The organism is Pyxidicoccus xibeiensis, from assembly GCF_024198175.1.
GTDB lineage: Bacteria > Myxococcota > Myxococcia > Myxococcales > Myxococcaceae > Myxococcus > Myxococcus xibeiensis.
In genome coordinates, this window is sequence record NZ_JAJVKV010000004.1 from 607436 (window position 1) to 625875 (window position 18440).

At 72.0% G+C, this 18440-nt stretch carries 12 protein-coding genes; 5 read left to right on the forward strand and 7 right to left on the reverse strand.

The genetic code is table 11. The features are described from left to right. Window positions 1-34 precede the first annotated feature (34 nt). Window positions 35-607 (reverse strand): Uma2 family endonuclease, encoded by a 573-nt coding sequence (locus tag LXT23_RS20345; RefSeq protein WP_253981867.1) that lies wholly within the window; start codon window positions 605-607, stop codon window positions 35-37. 193 nt (window positions 608-800) lie between these two features. On the opposite strand from LXT23_RS20345, the gene LXT23_RS20350 reads away from it, so the two are divergent. Together LXT23_RS20350 and LXT23_RS20355 are read left to right on the forward strand one after the other, a co-directional pair. Further along, window positions 801-4382 carry a DEAD/DEAH box helicase gene (locus tag LXT23_RS20350; protein WP_253981868.1) on the forward strand — a complete coding sequence of 1194 codons (3582 nt, stop codon included), beginning with the start codon at window positions 801-803 and terminating at the stop codon, window positions 4380-4382. Between the two features lie 179 nt (window positions 4383-4561). Continuing rightward, window positions 4562-6139, forward strand: a complete 1578-nt coding sequence (locus LXT23_RS20355; protein ID WP_253981869.1) for a hypothetical protein — start codon at window positions 4562-4564, stop codon at window positions 6137-6139. A 323-nt stretch (window positions 6140-6462) separates the two neighbouring features. Here LXT23_RS20355 and LXT23_RS20360 read toward each other — a convergent pair whose 3' ends face one another. The 5 genes from LXT23_RS20360 to dapE all read right to left on the reverse strand — a co-directional run bounded on the left by LXT23_RS20360 (window position 6463) and on the right by dapE (window position 12066). Beyond that, complete coding sequence (locus tag LXT23_RS20360; protein ID WP_253981870.1) at window positions 6463-6867, reverse strand: cell envelope biogenesis protein TolA; 405 nt, start codon at window positions 6865-6867, stop codon at window positions 6463-6465. Between the two features lie 125 nt (window positions 6868-6992). Beyond that, window positions 6993-8075, reverse strand: a complete 1083-nt coding sequence (locus LXT23_RS20365) for a tetratricopeptide repeat protein (protein WP_253981871.1) — start codon at window positions 8073-8075, stop codon at window positions 6993-6995. Between the two features lie 214 nt (window positions 8076-8289). Beyond that, window positions 8290-9054, reverse strand: coding sequence for a LytR/AlgR family response regulator transcription factor (locus LXT23_RS20370; protein WP_253981872.1), 765 nt, complete (start codon window positions 9052-9054; stop codon window positions 8290-8292). A 192-nt stretch (window positions 9055-9246) separates the two neighbouring features. Next, complete coding sequence (locus LXT23_RS20375; RefSeq protein WP_253981873.1) at window positions 9247-10356, reverse strand: sensor histidine kinase; 1110 nt, start codon at window positions 10354-10356, stop codon at window positions 9247-9249. Window positions 10357-10977: 621 nt separating this feature from the next. Continuing rightward, the gene (gene dapE / locus LXT23_RS20380) at window positions 10978-12066 is read right to left on the reverse strand and encodes a succinyl-diaminopimelate desuccinylase (RefSeq protein ID WP_253981874.1); all 1089 of its coding nucleotides are present in this window, start codon (window positions 12064-12066) and stop codon (window positions 10978-10980) included. 149 nt (window positions 12067-12215) lie between these two features. Here dapE and LXT23_RS20385 point away from each other — a divergent pair, with 149 nt between their 5' ends. From LXT23_RS20385 to LXT23_RS20395, 3 genes are all read left to right on the forward strand, one after another. Next, entirely contained in the window at window positions 12216-14831 is a 2616-nt protein-coding gene (locus LXT23_RS20385; RefSeq protein ID WP_253981875.1) for a hypothetical protein, read from the forward strand. 58 nt (window positions 14832-14889) lie between these two features. Continuing rightward, entirely contained in the window at window positions 14890-16311 is a 1422-nt protein-coding gene (locus LXT23_RS20390) for an ankyrin repeat domain-containing protein (protein ID WP_253981876.1), read from the forward strand. Window positions 16312-16959: 648 nt separating this feature from the next. Beyond that, window positions 16960-17751 carry a DUSAM domain-containing protein gene (locus LXT23_RS20395; RefSeq protein ID WP_253981877.1) on the forward strand — a complete coding sequence of 264 codons (792 nt, stop codon included), beginning with the start codon at window positions 16960-16962 and terminating at the stop codon, window positions 17749-17751. Window positions 17752-17775: 24 nt separating this feature from the next. Here LXT23_RS20395 and LXT23_RS20400 read toward each other — a convergent pair whose 3' ends face one another. Beyond that, complete coding sequence (locus tag LXT23_RS20400; RefSeq protein WP_253981878.1) at window positions 17776-18432, reverse strand: dimethylsulfonioproprionate lyase family protein; 657 nt, start codon at window positions 18430-18432, stop codon at window positions 17776-17778. Between the last annotated feature and the right edge of the window lie 8 nt (window positions 18433-18440).

The following is an 18440-nucleotide window of genomic DNA, read 5'->3' on the forward strand; positions in this document are numbered from 1 at the left end:
TACACAGACGTGACAGTCACACGTTCGTGACACATCAAGGCGCCTCCAGCTCCGGCGGCCAGAGCGCTCCGAGATTCAACTCGATGGCCTCGAAAGGCTCGGCCCGGATGCGTCCCTCTCCGGAGTGCCAGCCTCGCTTCTCCCACGAGTCCCCCTGCCGCAGGAACACCTCCAGCGTCCGCGTGTCCGGGTCCACCAGCCACAGGTGGCCCACCCCTTCCCGCGCGTAGAGGTCCTTCTTCCGCCCACGGTCCAGTGACGCCGTGGACGGCGACAGCAGCTCACAGACCCAGTCCGGAGCCAGCGTGTGGTAGGGCACCCGGGCAAGCCTGGGCATGCGCTCACGTCGCCAGCCCGCAAGGTCGGGTATCACCACGCTCTTCCCGAAGTGCAGCTCGGGCTCGGCGATGAACCACCAACCGCCAGGGCCTTCGTCGCTGTCCTGGAAGCCATAGAGCCGGCTGCCCAGCGCATAGCTGGCAATCCCGTGCGGGCTCGCCGGCCTCGGCATGACGATGAGTTCGCCGTCGATGAGCTGCCCCACCACGTGGTCGGGCAGCGCCAGCAGGTCCTCGTATGTCGCTGGCCGCTTCGTCTCGTTGCCCATGCCCGGACTCCCCAGTCCTCCAACTCCCCACCCACCCATCATCGACCCTGCCTCCCTGGAGTGGAACCCCACCTACCACCGCGTGTCCAGACCTTCCTACTCGCCAGGTCTGACACGCGGCCGCCTGCCCGCCTGCCCTCCAGCCCCCGCTATCGGCTTGCCTTTCCCTCCCGCATCTTGAAGAAGCATCCCCATGCCCGCGGAGCTCGCACGGCCCCCTTCCCCGCCCTCGCAGGAGGCCGGAGGTCCTCCTTTCGACACGGACAGCGCGCTGCTCACGTGGCTCAAGGCCCACGGCATCGAGCACGTCACCCGCCTCAGCCTCGTGATGCTCGGCCCCCGCATCGAGGCCGCGCTGGTGCCGCAGTTCCGCATGGCCATCGCCGGGCGCCGGCTGGTGGAGCTGGCCAGCGCGGAGTCCCTGGCCCGCTGGACGTCCGAGGCCCAGCCGTCCCCGAAGATGAAGGACCTGCTGCCCCGCCTCGCCTGCCGCTTCCTCGAAGATGAGCGCGCCGCCGCCGAGGATGCCCGGACGGCAGTCCCCGAGCGCCTGCGGCCTCCAGAAGAGCCCCGCACCCACCCCATCCACCGCCTCCTGATGGAGCTGCGCTCCCGACTCCCTGTCGGCGTGGCTCCACGGCCCCAGCGCTGGCTGTCCGCCGAGGCGCTCCAGCACGACGCCCAGCTCCCCGGCTTCCGCCTCAAGGAGGCGCGCTGCTCGGAGCTTCCCGTCGGCGCCGTCGCCGGCTTCATCCTCCCCGAGGCGCGCCTCACCTTCTCCCCGTCCGCCGTGAAGGCCGAGTGCACCTGCGGCTCACAGGCCTGCGTGCACGTCCTCGCCGCCATCGACACCGCCCTGCTCTGGCTGCGCCAGCCGTGGACGGACGCCTTCGGCGAGACGCTCGAGGAGCTGGTGCGCCCCGAGTGGGAGCGCACGCTGCGGGCCCTGGAGCGCGCCGTCGACGAGGCCCCCGGTGGCGGCCCCGCTGGCGCGGAGATCTCCTGGCGCCTGGAGGTCATCGACGGGTACGGCGTGGAGCTCGCCCCCTACGTACACCGGCGCAACAAGAAGGGGCAGCTCACCACCGGCGCCCGCGTCACCCGGCGGCGGCTGCTCCAGGAGTTCGGCTCCCAGCTCTCCCCGTCCGACGCGCGCCTCGCCGCGCTGCTGCCGGAGACGGCGGCGCCCGCCTCGCGCGAGCTGCTCTTCGAGCTGGTCAACCACCCGCGCATCTACATGGACGACTCGCCGCAGCTCGTGAGCATCGAGCGCGCCCAGGTGGGGCTCGTCGCGGAGGACCAGAACGGCACCGTCGTCATCCACGCGGGCGTCGACGGCGCCGCGCTCTCCAAGGCCATGGTGGACCGCATCCGCAGGTCGAAGCCCGAGGAGGGGCTCTACCTGTGGGACGCGGGCGCGCGCCACCTCACCGTGCTCGACGTGGGCCCGGAGGCCCGCGCGCTCCTCGCGGTGCTCCAGCGCCACGGCAACGCCTTCCCCCCGGAGAGCCACGGCCCGCTGCTGGAGAAGCTGTCGAAGTTCTCCCTGCGCCTGCCCGTGGCCATGCCCCGCGGCGTCATGGGCGAGCAGCTCCCCCCGCTGAACCTGCCGGTGCTGCGGCTCGAGCTCCAGCTCGACGGCCAGGTGCGGCTGGACGTGCGCGTGCGTCCGCTGCCCGACAGCCGCTCCTTCACCCCAGGCGAGGGCCCGCGCGACGTGCTGGTGCGGCGCGGCACGGCCCCGCTGCACGCGGTGCGCGACTTCGCCCGCGAGCGCGCGCTCGCCGAGTCCGTGGTGTCCCAGCTCCGGCTCGACACCACCGCCGCGCCGCTGGAGTCCGCCTTCGGCTTCACGCTGGGCAACGCCCAGAGCGCGCTCCGGCTCATCAAGGCCCGCGACGCGCTGGAGCCCCGGCCGGAGCTGGAGTGGATTGGCACCTCGCTGCGGCTCCTCTCCGCGCGCGGCCCCGGGGACTTGCGCGTGACGGTGGGCCGCAAGCGCCACTGGTTCGGCGTGCTCGGGGAGCTGGCCGTGCAGGGCGAGCGCGTGGAGCTGGCCCGCCTGCTGGATGCCGCGCGCCGCAAGGAGCGCTTCGTCCAGGTCGAGGGCCAGGGCCACACCTACGTGGAAATCGAAGACGCCCTGCGCCAGCACCTGGAGCGGCTGTCGGACCATGCGTACCTGTCGCGCCATGGCCTGGAGGTGGGGCCCTCCGCGACGGAGGCGCTGAGCGCGCTGGGCAGCGCGGGGGCCCAGGTAGACGCGGACGCGGCGTGGCGCTCGCTCGCCGAGCGCATCTTCGCCGCGAAGGAGCTGAAGCCCCGCGTCCCCGCCACCCTGAAGACGGAGCTGCGCGACTACCAGCACGAGGGCTTCCGCTGGCTCACGCGGCTGGCATCGTGGAACGCGGGCGGCGTGCTCGCGGACGACATGGGCCTGGGCAAGACGGTGCAGGCGCTGGCCGTGCTGCTGGAGCGCTCGAAGCTCGGCCCCGCCCTGGTGCTGGCGCCCACGTCGGTGGCCTTCAACTGGATGGACGAGGCGAAGCGCTTCGCCCCCTCGCTGCGGATGAAGCTCTTCGCGGACGAGGAGGACCGGGGCGGCACGCTGGAGCGGCTGGGGCCCAGGGACGTCCTCGTCCTCAGCTACGGCCTGCTCACCCGGGACATCGAGCGGCTGTCCGCCATCCGCTTCTCCACCCTCGTCTTCGACGAGGCCCAGACGCTGAAGAACGCGGCCACCCACCGCGTGCGCGCCGCGCGGGCGCTCCAGGGGGACTTCAAGTTCGCTCTCTCCGGCACGCCGCTGGAGAACCACCTGGGCGAGCTGTGGAGCCTGTTCGCCGTCGTCTTCCCCGAGCTGCTCGGCAGCTGGGAGGCGTTCCGCGAGCGCTTCGCCGCGCCGATTGAGAAGGGCATCGACCCGACGGCGGCGCCCGCGCTGGCCCGGGTGCTCCAGCCCTTCCTGCTGCGGCGCACCAAGGCGCAGGTGGAGGCGCAGCTCCCCGCCCGCACCGACGTGCGCGTCCCCGTCGTCCTGTCCGCCGAGGAGTGGCAGCTCTACGAGGACGCCCGCCTGGCCGCCCTGTCCGACCTGGAGACGAACAAGCACGTCCTGCGCGAGCAGGAGCGGCGCGTCGAAGTGCTGGCCGCCCTCACCCGGCTGCGCCTGCTGGCCTCGCACCCCCGGCTCTATGACCCGGAGTCCACGGTGGAGTCCTCCAAGCTGGAGCGGCTGATGGAGCTGGTCCAGGAGCTGCGAGCCGAGGGCCACCGGGCGCTCGTCTTCAGCCAGTTCACCTCGCACCTGGCCCTGGTGCGGGAGGTGCTGGACGCCCGCGGCATCCGCTACGAGTACCTGGACGGGCAGACGCCCCAGGGCGCCCGGGGGGAGCGGGTGCGCGCCTTCCAGGAGGGGGACGCGCCACTGTTCCTCATCTCACTGAAGGCCGGCGGCTTCGGGCTCAACCTCACCGCCGCCACCAGCGTCATCCACCTGGACCCGTGGTGGAACCCGGCCGTGGAGGACCAGGCGTCAGACCGCGCGCACCGCATCGGCCAGGACCGCCCCGTCACCGTCTACCGGCTGGTGGCGCGCGGCACCATCGAGGAGCAGATGCTCTCCCTCCACGAGCACAAGCGCGCGCTGGTGGCCGGGGTGCTCGAAGGAAAGGACCAGGCGGGCCGGCTCACCTCGAAGGAGCTGCTCGCCCTGCTCTCCCGGAAGCTCGCGCCCCCCGTCGACTCCGGGGAGCCGCCTCCGACGCGACACTGAGGCGGAGCCGGGCCATCCACCTGCCCCACGTGGGGTGCCGAGGGGTGCGCGGAGGGGTACGCGGGTTCCACTCGCGAGAAGCACTTTGCGCAGCGGAGCGGGCAGGCGGGCAGACGTCGCACACCTTGTTGCTGGCGCCGGGCGGCGTGCGGACCCTCCCACTCGGTGGAGGGGGAAACATGCAACTGGGGTGGCGTTGGTTCCGGACCGTCGTAGGCGCGACGGCCCTGGGGTGGCTGGGAATGACGGGCTGCAGCAGTGGCGGCGAGGCGCAGGAGCCTCCCGACACGGGGCCCTGCGCGGACGTGTCGGCGGAGGACTGTCCGGCGCCGCCGTCCGAGACGCCCCGGCAGGAAGAGGACCCGCCTCCCGTCGAGGACGAGACGCCGGACGACGAGCCCCAGGAGCAGGACGAGGACCCGCCGCCGACGCAGCCGCCTCCGCCCCCACCGGGCCCGGGCGCCACGCTGTGGCTGTCACGCGAGGGCACGCCCCAGGACGACCTGGCGCTGGACGCGGCGGTGGACGTGGCCGGCGACATCTTCACGCTGTCCATCCACGGCCTGGACGACCTGCACACCCGCCAGTCCATGGATGACCGGGCGCAGCTCGTCCTCACCCGGCGCTCGGCGGACGGCGAGCTGCGCTGGACGAAGAGCTTCGAGGTGCGCGCCCCCGAGACGCCGGCCGAGCTGCGCGTGCGAGTGAGTGCCCACCTCGCCGTGGACCCCGCCGGCGGCATCCTCCTGGCTGGCAACGCGGAGGGCCAGGTGGACTTCGAGCGCGAGGAGGTGGGCGATGGCGCCTTCGTCGCCCGGCTGGATGCGAACGGCAACCTCCTGTGGGCCACCAGCCCCTCGGGCCCCGGCCTCACCGTGGTGGCCCTGGCCGTGGACGACCAGGGCCGGGCGCGGGTGGGCTTCAACAGCACCGGGACGGCGAGCTTCGGCGTCGACACTCGCGGCTCCGGCGCCCTGGTGGTGACGTACTCCCAGGAGGGACGCGCCGAGGACGCCCTGCGCGTCGGCCGGCCCGAGGGCGAGACGGACGTGGTGGAGCTCACCTCGCTGGCGGTGGACACCCGGGGCCGGCTGGCGGTGGGCGGGCGCTACGTGGGCTCGGTGCGCTTCGGCGGCAAGGTCGTCGACTCCGCGCGGGACGGCAGCCCCTTCCTCGCGCTCTATGAGGAGGGCCTGCTGAGCTGGGCCAAGGCGCTGGCTCATGCGCGCGGCAGCGTGCGGGACGTGGGGATGGACGCCCAGGGCGCGGTGGTCGCCACCGGGCCCTTCCTCGGCACCGTGGACTGGGCGGGCGTGAAGCACCCGGGCCACCCGTACCGCTCCAGCCCCTTCCTCATCTCCGCGGACCTCGACGGCACCGAGCGCTGGGGCCGCAACCTGGGCGACGGCCTCCAGGCGGGCACCCTCGCCGTGGAGCCCTCGGGCGAGGTGCTGCTGGGAGGCTTCACCTACAACCGCATCGAGGACGGCGCCGCCACGTCGGACGGGCTGGGCTCGGCGCAGCCGGTGGCCCTGCGCTACGGCGCCGACGGTGGCTCGGTCGCCACCCGCCTGTTCCTCTCAGACCCGCCCGTTCCCCGGGGCGAGCTGTATGGCCTGGAGGCCATTCCCGCCATCGCGGTGCTGCCCGGGGGTGACGCCCTCGTCTTCGGACACACGGACCGGGAGAGCGATTTCGGCACCGGCCGCCGCGTCGCCGAGCGCGGGGATGTCTTCCTCCTCCGCCTGAAGCGCTGACACCCGCGTCGCGCGCCGCGTGAGCAGACGCCGGGTTGGAGCCCACCCTCCGGCCCGGCCCGGGTGACCGCGACCGCCGCCCATGAGTGGCTGACGGACAGCCTCTGCGCCGGCGTGCTCGTGAAGCAGGCGGAGTCCAGCGCCAGACATGCCAAGGGCCACGGAGGCAGGCGGCGACAGCCGCGGCCCCGTGGCCCTCAGTCCTTGGCGCCCCCGAATGGGAAGGCGCCACCCGGGCCAGGTCCTGTCAGGGGGTGTCACCGCCGAGGCCGAAGACTCGGGCCTCCGCGCGACTCCCCCTGAACGAACCGGGTCCCGAGGGCTTAGCGGGTGGTGCGCCGCGTGGACGTCTTGCGGGCGCCACGGCGCGCCGTCGTGCGACCCGCGCCCTTGCGAGCGGTGGGGCTCTTGCGGGCCGTGCGCCCGGCCGCCGCCGTCTTGCGGGTGGTGGCCTTGCGAGCGCCGCCGACGGCGCGCACGGCCTTCTTCGCGCGGCTGGTGGCCTTGCCGCGAGCCGGCGTCTTCGCGCGAGTGGCCGTCTTGGCACGCGTCGCGGTCTTGCGGGTGGCCGTGCGCTTCGCGGTGGCACCGCGCCGGGTACCGGCACCCTTGGCCGTCTTGCGGGAGGCGCCAGCGCGGCGGCGCGTGGGCTTCTTCGTGGCGGGCGTGGTGGCGGTGGAGGTCACGGCGTCGGTGATCTGCGAGTTCACGGCGGTCGGAAATGCCATTCAGTCAGCTCCAGTGAAAGAGAAGTGCGACGACTGCGCTCACAGGGTACGCCCATTCCTTCACGTTGGGTGCAAAGACTCGTCGCAGATGCGAGACAGCGGACGAATCACGCTCGCACGGCGGCTCAGCGCAGCGCGATGCCGTGCTCGCGTCCGAGCTGCTCCACCTCGGCGAGGATGGCCGTCAGCCCGCGCTCGGTGGTCAGCGCGTGCGCGCGGCGCACCAGTGACTCCACGCGGGCCTTGTCGCCCTGGAGGGCATGCGCGCGCGCGATATCGAGCAGCAGCTCCACCACGGTGAGCCAGTCCTGGTGGTGCTCCGCGCTGGCCATGGCCTTCTCGAAGAGGGCCAGCGCGGCGCCAGCGTCCTTGCGCCCCGCGTGGATGCGGCCCAGTGCCGCCTGGGACTCGCGCAGGCCCGTCGGGTCCTTCTGCTCCTCGGAGATGCGCAGCGCGCGCTGAATGGCGGCGAGCGCCTCGTCGCTCTGGGGCTCGCGCAGGGTGAGCACGTGCGCCAGGGCAAGCAGCGCGTACACGGTGCCGGTGCGGAAGCCCACCTGCTCGCGCAGGCGCAGGCACTCGCGGTGCCCGGCGAGCGCCGCGTCCAGGTCTCCCCGCTGCTCCGCGAGGTCGGCCAGGTGCCGCAGGCTGTAGGACTGCATGAGGGCGTCCGCCGACTCCCGTGCCACCGCGAGGGAGCGCTCGTAGGCCTCCTGGGCCTGGGGGGCGTTGCCACGGAACTGGTGCGTGAGGCCCAGGTGGAAGAGGGCCTCGGAGACGCCGCGCGAATCCTTCGCCTCTTCGGCCAGCGCCCGGGCGCGCACGAAGCGGGCCTCGATGGGCTCCCACTCGCCCGTGCCCTTGACGAGCTTGTCCCAGTACAGGTGGAAGCCCTCGGCATCGAGCGCGGCGGCCAGCACGCCCGGGTCCCCCAGGGCCTCGGCGAGCTGGCGCGAGCGGTGGTGCGTGGCAAGCACCTCGGCCGCGTCCAGCGACGTGTCCCGGGAGAGCTGGCGGGTGAGGACACGCCCCAGCTCGACGTGGATGCGGGCCTCGCCGCGAGCGTCCTTCAGCAGCCGGGCCCGCTCGAGGGCGAAGCGCCCCAGCTCCGCCGCCTCGCGGAAGCGGCTCTCCAGGTCATACGCCTGCATGACGACCACCGTGGACGCGGCGAACGACGCCGTGCCTCCCGAGCTGCCCTGACTCATGTGCCCTCCCCGTTCAGCCCGCCCGGCCGCGCAGGCGGTGATGCACCCCAGCAATGCCACGAACACGATGCGCCGCATGTCTTCCTCCCCTGGAGGCTCGCTGCCTCCCAGCGTCCGGAAGGCTAGAGAGGTGACGGGGACACGGGGCGACGATGGGACGGGACGCGGAAGGGCGTGACGAGCCGCCGGCCGCGAGGGACGGGACGCGGCAGTCCTACAGCGGGTGGCCGAGCACCTCTTCCAGCCGGGCGCGATACGTCCGGCTGAGCGTCAGCTCCTGCCCGTCTCGCAGCACCAGCCGGTGGTCTCCGGACAGCGTGGGGGACAGGGAGTGGATGCGGTCCACGTTGACGAGGGCCGAGCGGTGCACCCGCGCGAAGCGGCGCGAGGCGAGCCGGGCCTCCAGCTCCGCCATCGTCTCGCGCAGCAGGTGCTGCTCGCGGCCCACGTGCAGGGTGACGTAGTTGCCGGCGGACTCCACCCAGTCGATGGCGTCCACCGGCACCAGCAGCGTCTGGGTGCCGGACTTCACCACCAGGCGCTCGGCGGTAGGGACGGCCGGGCGCAGCTCCTGGAGCAGGTGCTGGAGCTGCTGGCGCAGGTCTCCCGGGGGCGCGGCCAGGCGCTCGCGGACGCGGGCCAGGGTGCGCTGGAAGCGCTCCACGGTGAAGGGCTTGAGGAGGTAGTCCACCGCGCTGGCATCGAAGGCGCGCACCGCGTGCTGGGGCCAGGCGGTGACGAAGACGACCACGGGCGGAGCCGCCGCGGACGCTTCCGCGAGCACGCCGAAGCCATCCAGCTCGGGCATCTCCACGTCGAGGAACACGAGCGCGGGCCGCTCGCGGGCGATGAGGGCCAGGGCCTCCTGCCCGTCGCCACACTCCGCCAGCGGGTGCAGGTCCGCCTCCGGGGCCAGCAGGGTGCGCAGTCGCTCGCGGGCCAGGGGCTCGTCGTCGACGATGAGGGTGCGGACCGTCACGCGCGGGCGCTCCAGCAGGGCCGCGAGACGGAGACGATGAACCCGCGTGGGGCGTTGGCCTCCAGCGTCAGCGCGGGTGTGAGCATCCGCACCGTCATGCGCGGGCGCTCCGGCAGGGCAGCGAGACGGAGACGACGAACCCGCGCGGGGTATTGGCCGCCAGCGTCAGCGCGGGTGTGAGCATCGGTACCCTCACGCGCGGACACTCCGGTAGGGCAGCGAGACGCAGACGACGAACCCGCGTGGGGCGTTGGCCTCCAGCGTCAGCGTGTGCGCGGGCCCGTAGAGCCGCTCCAGCCGGGCGCGGGTGGAGCCCAGGCCGATGCCCTCGCGCAGGCCGTCCAGGCCACCGGAGGGCGGACCGATGCCGTCGTCGCGGACCTCGACGGACAGCCGCTCCCCGGCGCGGGTGGCGCGGACCTGGACGCGGCCGGGGCCCCGGCGTGGGGCGATGCCGTGGCGGATGGCGTTCTCCACCAGGGGCTGGAGGAGCAGGGGCGGCACCATTGCGTCGCGTGCGTCGGCGGCCACGTCCAGCTCGACCTGGAGCCGATCGGAGAAGCGGGTGCGCTCGATGTCGAGATAGGGCGCGAGCAGGTCCAGCTCCTCGGAGAGAGGCACCTCGTGGCGGCCGTCGCGCTCCAGGCTGGCGCGCAGCAGCTCGCTGAGCTGGCCCACCATGCGGTCCGCGGCATTCACATCGCGGTGCATGAGGGCGGAGATGGCGTGCAGCGTGTTGAAGAGGAAGTGCGGCCGGAGCTGGCTGCGCAGCAGGTGGAGCTGGGCCTGGGCGAGCTGCGCCTCCAGCTGCGAGGAGCGCAGGGCCTCCTCACGCACCTGCCGCGAGTAGCGCAGGGCCGCATCCAGCCCCACCACGGAGAGGTACACGAGGACGTCGAAGTCCGTCGTCTTCGACAGCATCCAGGTGAAGTAGGCCCACGCGCCGGGCCAGCCTCCGGGCGGGTCCATGAGGAGTTGGCGGAAGATGGCGTGCAGGGCCATGTGGGCCGCAGCGAAGAAGAGGCTCGGCGGCAGGTGGAGGGCGAGCTGGATGGGCCAGGGGCGCCCGGTGGCACGGACGCGGCGGGCGACGGCGAGGATGAAGGGCGTGAGGACGGCCCAGCCGTACCACTCGATGCCGCCCACCAGCAGCGTCTCACCGAAGCTGACGGGCTCGCCCCGCGACGCGCGATAGACGGAGAGCTGTGCGCCGTACACCAGCGCCAGCACCGTGTACCCGGCCAGCACCAGCACCGGCCACAGCCAGCGCTGGGAGGCGCCGTCCCGCGAGCCCGCCGCCATGAGGCGGGGAAGCCAGGAAGGCCAGGACACGGAAGGAGGGGACGGCATGCTGGGCGCGGATTGTAGGCCCTCAGCGCCCGCCATGCCCATCCAGGCCATGGGGCGGTCCCAGCCGATGGGCGTCGTCGCCCGCCCTGCCCCAGCGCTGGTCCCCGGAAGGAACGTTCATTCCGCTTGGGCGTGGCCGCCCCCAGTCCCTGGAAGGAACCTTCATTCCGCTTGAGCGCAAGGGCTCCGCCCTCCCTCGCACCGGTATCTGGAAGGAACCTTCATTCCGCTTGGGCGCAAGGGCTCCGCCGTCCCTCGCACCAGCAGCCGGAAGGAACGTTCATTCCGCTTGGGCGTGACCGCCCGCCTCTCCCCGGTCCATGGAAGGAACGTTCCTTCCGCGTGGGCGTGGCCGCCCGCCTCGCCCTGGTATCCGGAAGGAACCTTCATTCGACCATGTCGCCTGGACGCGGTGGCCCTCCCCGGCTCCGGTGCCTGGAAGGAACCTTCATTCCGCACGGCGGCGGCGAGACCAGGCCCGGGTGGACCGGAGCGTGGCGCCCATGACGCCAGCCGGGTGGCCCCGCCCTGCCCGCCTCGCGGAGGGGGGCAGGCCCGGCCCCGCGTCGTGACTCAGCCCGCGCCCTTGAGGAACGCGGCGAGCTTCTCGTACGCCACCGCGAGCGGCGGAATGGGCGCGCTCTCGTTGGCCTGGTGCGCCTGCGCCGTCTCGCCCGGCCCATAGTTCACCGCGTCCACGCCCCACTCGCCGAAGCGCGCCACGTCCGTCCACGCCTGCTTCGACGCCGCGGGCAGCGCCGTGGTGGACAGCAGCTTCTGGAACAGCGGATTGCCCGCCACCACCGGACCGCTCGGCGAGGCATCGGTAATCTCCACCTCCGCCCTGCCCGCCACCAGCGCGAGCACGTCCTCCTTCGCCTGCGCCACGCTCTTTCCCGGCGCGAAGCGGTAGTTGAGGTTCAGCTCGAAGGCCTCGGGAATCACGTTCCGCGCACGGCCGCCCTTGGCCAGCGTGGCGTTGATGACCTCGTAGAACGGGAAGCCCGAGACGTTGACCTCCACGCGCTGGCGCCCGAGCAGCTCCGTCAGGAACGGCCCCGCCTTGTGGATGGCGTTCTCCCCCTGCCACGGCCGCGCCGAGTGCGCGCTGCGCCCGGTGAACCGCACCGTCACCTGCATGGAACCGACGCAGCCCACCTGCACCACGCTGTCCGTGGGCTCCATGGCGATGCCGAACTTCACCCCCGCCAGGTCCGGCCGCTTGTCGAACAGGGGGATGAGGCCGCTCTCCGCGTACGCCCCCTCCTCCCGCTCGTAGAAGAGGAACGCCAGGTTGACGGGCAGCGTGTCGCGGCGCAGGTCCTCGGCCAGCGCCATCATCACCGCCAGCCCGCCCTTCATGTCGGACGCGCCGAGCCCGAAGACGCGCTCGCCCTCGAGGCGGGGCTCCCGGCCCTGGTCGCTCGGGTGCGCGGGCACGGTGTCCAGGTGGCCGATGAGCGCCACCGTGGGGCGTGGGTCCTTCAGGTTGCCGAGCAGCAGCGTGTGCCCGACGCGGAAGACCTCGTCGCGCTTGAAGTGCTGAAGGGCCCAGCGCTCGACATGGTCGGCGATGGGGCCTTCGTGGGTGATGGGGCTGGGGATGCGGCACAGCTCGAGCGTCGTACGGGCGAGCCGGGCTGCCAGGTCGGTGGAAGACATGCGCCGGGCACCATATCCCCGGGCCTCCCCCCATTGGAGCCGCCCCGGCCGGCGATTTTCCTGGGACGACAAACGAACCGGCCTGTCCTCACTTCGAAAGCAGCCAGGTCACCCCCACCGTCCACGTTTCCACACCCCCCAGAGGCCCCATGGGAGTTCCCCCTTCGAACCCCTCCGTCGGAAACAACACCCTCGCGGCCCAGGAGGCGGCGCGCCGTGCCGCCGAGGAGGCCGCCCGCCGCGCCGCCGAGGCCGCCGCCCGCCGTGCCGCCGAGGAGGCCGCGAAGAAGGCCGCGGCGGAGGCCGCCCAGCGCCAGGCCGTGGAGAACGCGCGCGGCAAGTCGACCTTCGAGCCCGCCCCCCAGCGCACCGGCCCCGCGCTGGACGGACAGGCCCCGCCCTCCTCCACCCTGCTGACGGAGGACACGCGCGACGGACAGGCCAACTGCCTGGACCTGGCCGCCGACTGGGTGGCCAACACGACGCCGGAGCTGCGCGGGCGCTCGGAGCTGGTCTTCCTGCAGGACACCCGCGCGGGCCAGGAGGGCCAGAGCGGCCACGTGGTGGTGCGCCAGGGTGACCGCGTCCTCGACCCCTCCACCCAGAAGAGCTACGCGAACACCGAGGAGTACCTGAAGGAGAACCCCCAGTATCAACAGGTGGGCACGCTCTCCGGCGCCAAGGCCGGGAAGATCTTCTCCACCGCGCCCGGCTCCCCGGAGCGCCAGAAGGCCCTGGAGGAGGCGAACATCTCCCCCGAGCTGCAGAAGATGATGGTGGCGGACCCCGGAGGCACGGCCGACACGAAGAAGAGCCTGAACCCCGAGTCCGTGGCCGCCGCGAACAAGGACTACGAGCACCTGAAGGACCGCCTCAATCCGCAAGCCTACGGCCTCGAGCTCACGAAGCTGCTCCGCGAGCATGCCGGGGACAAGGACTACCAGGCCCAGCTCATCGGCCGGATGAAGGAAGGGGACGCCGAGAGCGCCGCGCTCAACAAGGCCCTCAAGGGCCAGGGCGGCATCTTCCACAAGGACCCTGCCACCGGCGAGTCCAACCCCTACCTCGGCCGGCAGGAGGTGGTGGACGCGATGAAGGCGGCCATCGAGGCGGGCACCCTCACGGAGACGGACATCAACATCCTGTCACGCGGCGATGGCACCGGCGTCTGGGCGGAGCTCGCCCCCCAGTTGGACGCGACCCTCGTCAACGTGAACGGCACGCTCAACCCGGTGCAGCACCGGACGCGAGAGGCGAACGAGACGCTCAAGGAGGTGGAGGCGAAGGAGAAGGAGCTGCAGGACCAGCTCGCCTCCTTCGGCCCCGCGCTCACCGAGGACCAGCGCAAGGCGTACGTGAAGGCCTTCCAGAACGACGAGAAGAACAAGAAGGTCTACGAGAGTCACCGGAAGGCGCTGGACGAGCTGGCGAAGACGCTGGGCGGGGACGTCAAGGCGCTCCATGCCGCGGGCCAGGACCGGCCCGAGGACGCGAAGACCATCGCCAATGCGATGGCCCTCCTCGGCGCCTCTCCGGACCACGCGGAGTCCACGGTGAAGCTCGCCGGTGAGCTGGCGAAGCTGGACCCCAAGTCGAAGATCCTCTCCGAGAAGGACGCGAAGAAGGGCGTCGAGGACGCCATCAACCAGACGGGCACCCGGCTGATGATGGAGTCCGAGCCTCCCGAGGCGGGCCTCGAGAAGCTCGGGAGCCTGCTGGAGCCGCTGAAGATCCTCACCGAGGGCACCAAGGGCGGGTGGGACTTCGCGAACGGGAAGACGTTCGTCGAAGCCTACAAGCAGGCCAAGGAAGGCAAGTTCGACCTCATCAAGGAGCTCATCGAGGGCGCGAAGGACCCCGTCTCCCGGGGCCTGGCCCGGACGATGATTGGCTTCGGCGCGCTGGCTGCCTACAACGCGGGCAAGTCCGGCGAGTACGAGGCGATGCTGAAGGAGGCGGGCGGTGCCTCGAAGGAGGCGCTGGGGCTGATTGCCCAGTCCACGGCGACGGCATCCGAGACGGGCAAGTGGCTGAAGCTGAATGTCGACCCGGCCAAGGCCGAGAAGTTCGCGAACTTCGCGGGCAGGCTGGCCCCACTCCTGGGAGTCGGCGTCGCCGCGCTGTCCGGGCACATGCACCTCAAGAGCCTCATGGAGGACCCGAACCTGGGGCTGGGCATCGCCTTCGTGGGGGACGTCATCAGCGGCGCGGGCGCCATCCTCGAGCTGACGCCCGCAGCGCCGCTGGGCATCCTCATCAGCGCCGGAGGCGGCCTCGTCACCGCCACGGGCGAGCTGGTCGACTGGTTCCTCAAGCGAGGAGAAATCAAGGAGGACCAGCGCAAGTATCTGGAGGCCGCCGGCGTCTCCAAGAAGCTCATCGACGCCATGGCCGACGCGGACGACGACCAGGTGAAGGCCCTGGTCGAGGGCATGGGCATTCCTCCGGAGCGCCTCCAGGGGATTCTCTCCCGGTGCCCCGAGCTGCTGGATGGCCAGACGCCGGGAGTCGGCCAGCTCGAGGCCATGCTGAAGAGCCGGGGCGTCCACGGCCCGGCGGCGGCGGACCTGCTGGACAAGATGACCCAGGCAGGCGGCGACAAGGACACGAGGCAGGCGCTGTACCTCCTCGCCAACAGCGCGCAGTACACCTTCAGCGGCAGGAACCCGACCGAGCTCACCCGCGAGGACTGGGACCTCGTCCTCAACAACGCCAGGCGCGACGCCAGCGGCGACGCGAAGAAGGCCCTGGAGGCGCTCGGGTAGGGCCCCGGCGCCAGATGTCGATTGCCTCGTGGCAGGCCGGGCGCTCAGATGCCCGGCCATGTCCACGAACCCGGATGCGACCCAGGCCCTGCTCTCCCTCTGCCAGGACCGCCGGCGCTGGCAGGCGGAGCTGACCCCGGCCGCAGTGAGCGAGCTGCTCTCCCGGGGCGCGGACGTGCACGGACGCGGCAACTACGGCTCCACGCCCCTGCACTTCGCCGTGCTCGCGCCCTACACGAAGAGCGACCCCCTCCCCAGCGTCGACGTGGTGCGCACCCTGCTGGAAGCCGGGGCAGACCCGAACGCGCGCGACGACCACGCCCAGACACCCCTCCTGCGAGCCCTGCCCTACGGCCGGGAGGACGCCACGCAGGAGCAGCGCGCGCTCGAAATCGTCCAACTGCTGCGCGCGGCGGGCGCGAAGGTGCCCTCCGACGTGAAGGACGCCCGCGCCGCCGCGTTCCGCATCGGCAGCGCGCGCCTCTACCAGGAGCTGCTCGACGCGGGCGCCCCCATCGACGTGCGCAACGACGACGACGCCACCCCGCTCCACCGGGCGGCCGACAGCGGGTTCGCGCCCATCGCCGAGCTGCTGCTCGCGCTGGGCGCCGAGGTGAACGCGCTCGACGGGCTGGGCCGCACCCCGCTCGGCGCCGCGCTGCGCGAGCGCTTGGACCACAGGGGCAAGCCCCACAGCCGCACTCCGGAATACGACGCCGTCATCGCCCTGCTGGAGCGCGCGGGAGGCCAGCCCCGCGTCCCCTACGCCCGGAGCGAGGACCCGTTCGCGCCCTTCCCCTTCGACACCGCCGCCCTGCGCGCCGCGGCGCCGAAGGGCAGGCGCTCCTTCCAGCTCGACGTCGACTCCGCCCAGGAGCTCGCCACCGGGCTCTACAGCTCCGGCGACCCCGACGAGACGCTGGCCGTCCTGGCGGCGCTGCGGGACGTGCTCGACGTGCCACCGAGACACGTGCGCCTCCAGGGACCGCTGACCCTGAAGCGCCCCTTCTTCCACCACGGAGACCTGGAGGTGGACGGCCACCTCTCCATCCAAAAGCCCTTCGCGGTGACGGGCAGCCTCATCGTGCACGGCGTCCTGGAGGACAACGAGAACGACTCCCTCGTCAACGTCCTGGGAGACGTGCGCTGTCACGCGCTCAATACGGACGGCGATTTCAGCGTCCGGGGAGCCATCCACGCGCGCGACGTCGTCCTCGGCTTCTACAACGACCACACCCTGAGCGCCGACACCGTGCACGCGCGCGTCGTCATCGAGGACGAGCACGACGTCAGCGCCACGGTCCACGCCGAGCACCACTTCGACATCAACACGTACCGGCAGGGCTACGGGGACGGCGTACCCGAGCGCCTGCGCGCGCTGTTCGTCGACGAGGTGCTGGATGAGGACAATCAGCTCGACAACAGCGAGCTGTTCGACCGGCTGCGCAAGGGCCTGCCCGTCTTCCGCGGACAGCCCTGAGCCGCCTCACTCGGGCGCGGCGAGCTCCTCCTCGAAGCTCGTCATGCCCTCCAGCACGGAAGCGCAGAGGCAGGCCGGGCCGTCCAGCGCGGTGAAGCCGTGCGCGAGCATGGCAACAGCGATAGCAGTCGCGATTAAGCTGCCTAGAATGCAAAAGCAGAATCACGCTCTCGTGCGCTGGCTGGCGGTTTTCCTGGGTGGCCTCGCGGCGGGTTGCTCCTCGGGGGCACACTCCACCGCGCGCCGTGCACCCGCGTCGGCCCCTCCGCCCTACCTGGCGCAAGCCCCCACCTGCTGGAACTCGATGAGCTGCTGCATCCAGCGGAATCCTCTCACTCCTGTGCAGAGCTGCGGCGCCGACCCTCTGGAGGCGGCGAGGATCCTCAAGAGCATGGAAGAACTCAGTGAGGCCGCACAGACCGCCACCTTGAAGGGCGTCGATGTTCCCGAGCGTGGAGAGGAGCGCGACGACGGTGAGGAACGTTCGGACTGGAGGGAGTACTGCATCGAGCAATACACCCGGTGCATCGACCTCAGCTGGACAGGCAACTGCTCCAGCTGTCTCGACCGCTGCAAGGGGCAGCGAGGAAGATGGCCCGAGGACATGTGCAGCGCGCCCAGGCCCAAGCGTAAGCGATAGGAGATGCGATGACAGACGAGGAACGGCTTGCCTGGCGACGCGTCGAGGAACTGGGCGAGAGGGTGTTGGAGCGGGGCGCGTCGCTAGAACTGGACGACGAGACCCGCGACATCCTGAGCGGGGGCGCCCATCTGATGGCCATCAGCCCCGCGGACATCGAGGATGCCCTGCGTGGCGTCGCGACGGCCACCACCCTCCTGCGGGAGCTCAGGCGGCGCATCCGGGAAGGTTCCCAGCGGCTGGGGAAGGCGACTTCCCAGGCGGAGTCCCTGCGAGACCAGGGGGATTTCGAGGATGCGCGAAAGGTGCTGGAGGACGCGCTCACGGTCGAGGTCGTTCTCCACTACCGCGAGCAGCTCGAAATCCAGCTCGAGTATCTGGCGACCTTCGAGGCCATCTGCCTGACCGGGCACGTTGAAGAGGACTTCCACCCGTGGGGGCAGCTTCGCGCCCTGGCGCTCCGGGCTCGACGGGGGAAACCTCTGGTGCGCCGCGACGACCTGCGCGACTTCCTGCTGCGAACAGCCCCCTCCGTGGCCATCAACGAGACCGAAGCGACCGAGGCCCTTCAGACCGTGGAGGGCACCGAGGCGCTCCTGGCGAAGATGCTGGAGCGCATTGATGACGGAAAGCGGCGCATCTCCCAGGCACTCTACCGGATGATGCTCCGCCAGGAGGCCGGCGACCTCGAAGGGGCACGCCAGCAACTGCGCGAGGTGCTGGCGGTGGAGGTCGTGCCACGGTACCGCCACATGGCCGAGGAGAACCTGGCGAACCTCGACGAACCGCCCAAGCAGTAGCCCAGGGCGTGCCCGGCCCCCGCCTCACTCGGGCGCGGCGAGCTCCTCCTCGAAGCTCGCCATGCCCTCCAGCACGGAGGCGCAGAGGCAGGCCGGCCCGTCCAGCGCGGTGAAGCCGTGCGCGCTGCTCTCAGTCTTCTCCAGCTCCTCGCCCGGCCACACCTCGTGGCCGTCGTCCTCGCGGAAGCCGCCCTCCAGCACCAGGTTCCACTCGCGGCCGTGGTGGGTGTGCGTGGGGTAGCGCACGCCCGGGTGGAGGCGGAGGATGCCGGCCAGCATTCCCTCGCGCGCCGGTCCCGCCTCCACCGGCATCAGCTCGGAGCCCTCCACCGGTCCCGGCATCCACGCCGCCGGGTCGCTCACGGCCGCCAGCACCTCCAGCGCCCGCTCCCGCGTCAGGTCGAAGAAGGCCGCCACCCGGTCCGCGAACCGGGCCAGCCGCCCCGGCCCCTCCACCTGCTCCATCAGCCGGGACAGCACCTGGGGCGGGGGCTCCACCGGCGCCACCAGCGCCGTCAGCCCCTCCCGGGCGGGAACCCACCGGAGCGCCTCGGCACGGCAGCGGGCGCACTCCGTCAGGTGCCGCTCGGCCACCTCGGCGGTGGCGGCATCCAGGGTGCCCAGCGCCCACTCCGGCAGGATGTCGTCCAGGTGGTTCATCGTCACATGCCGTCCCGTCACACTCTCTC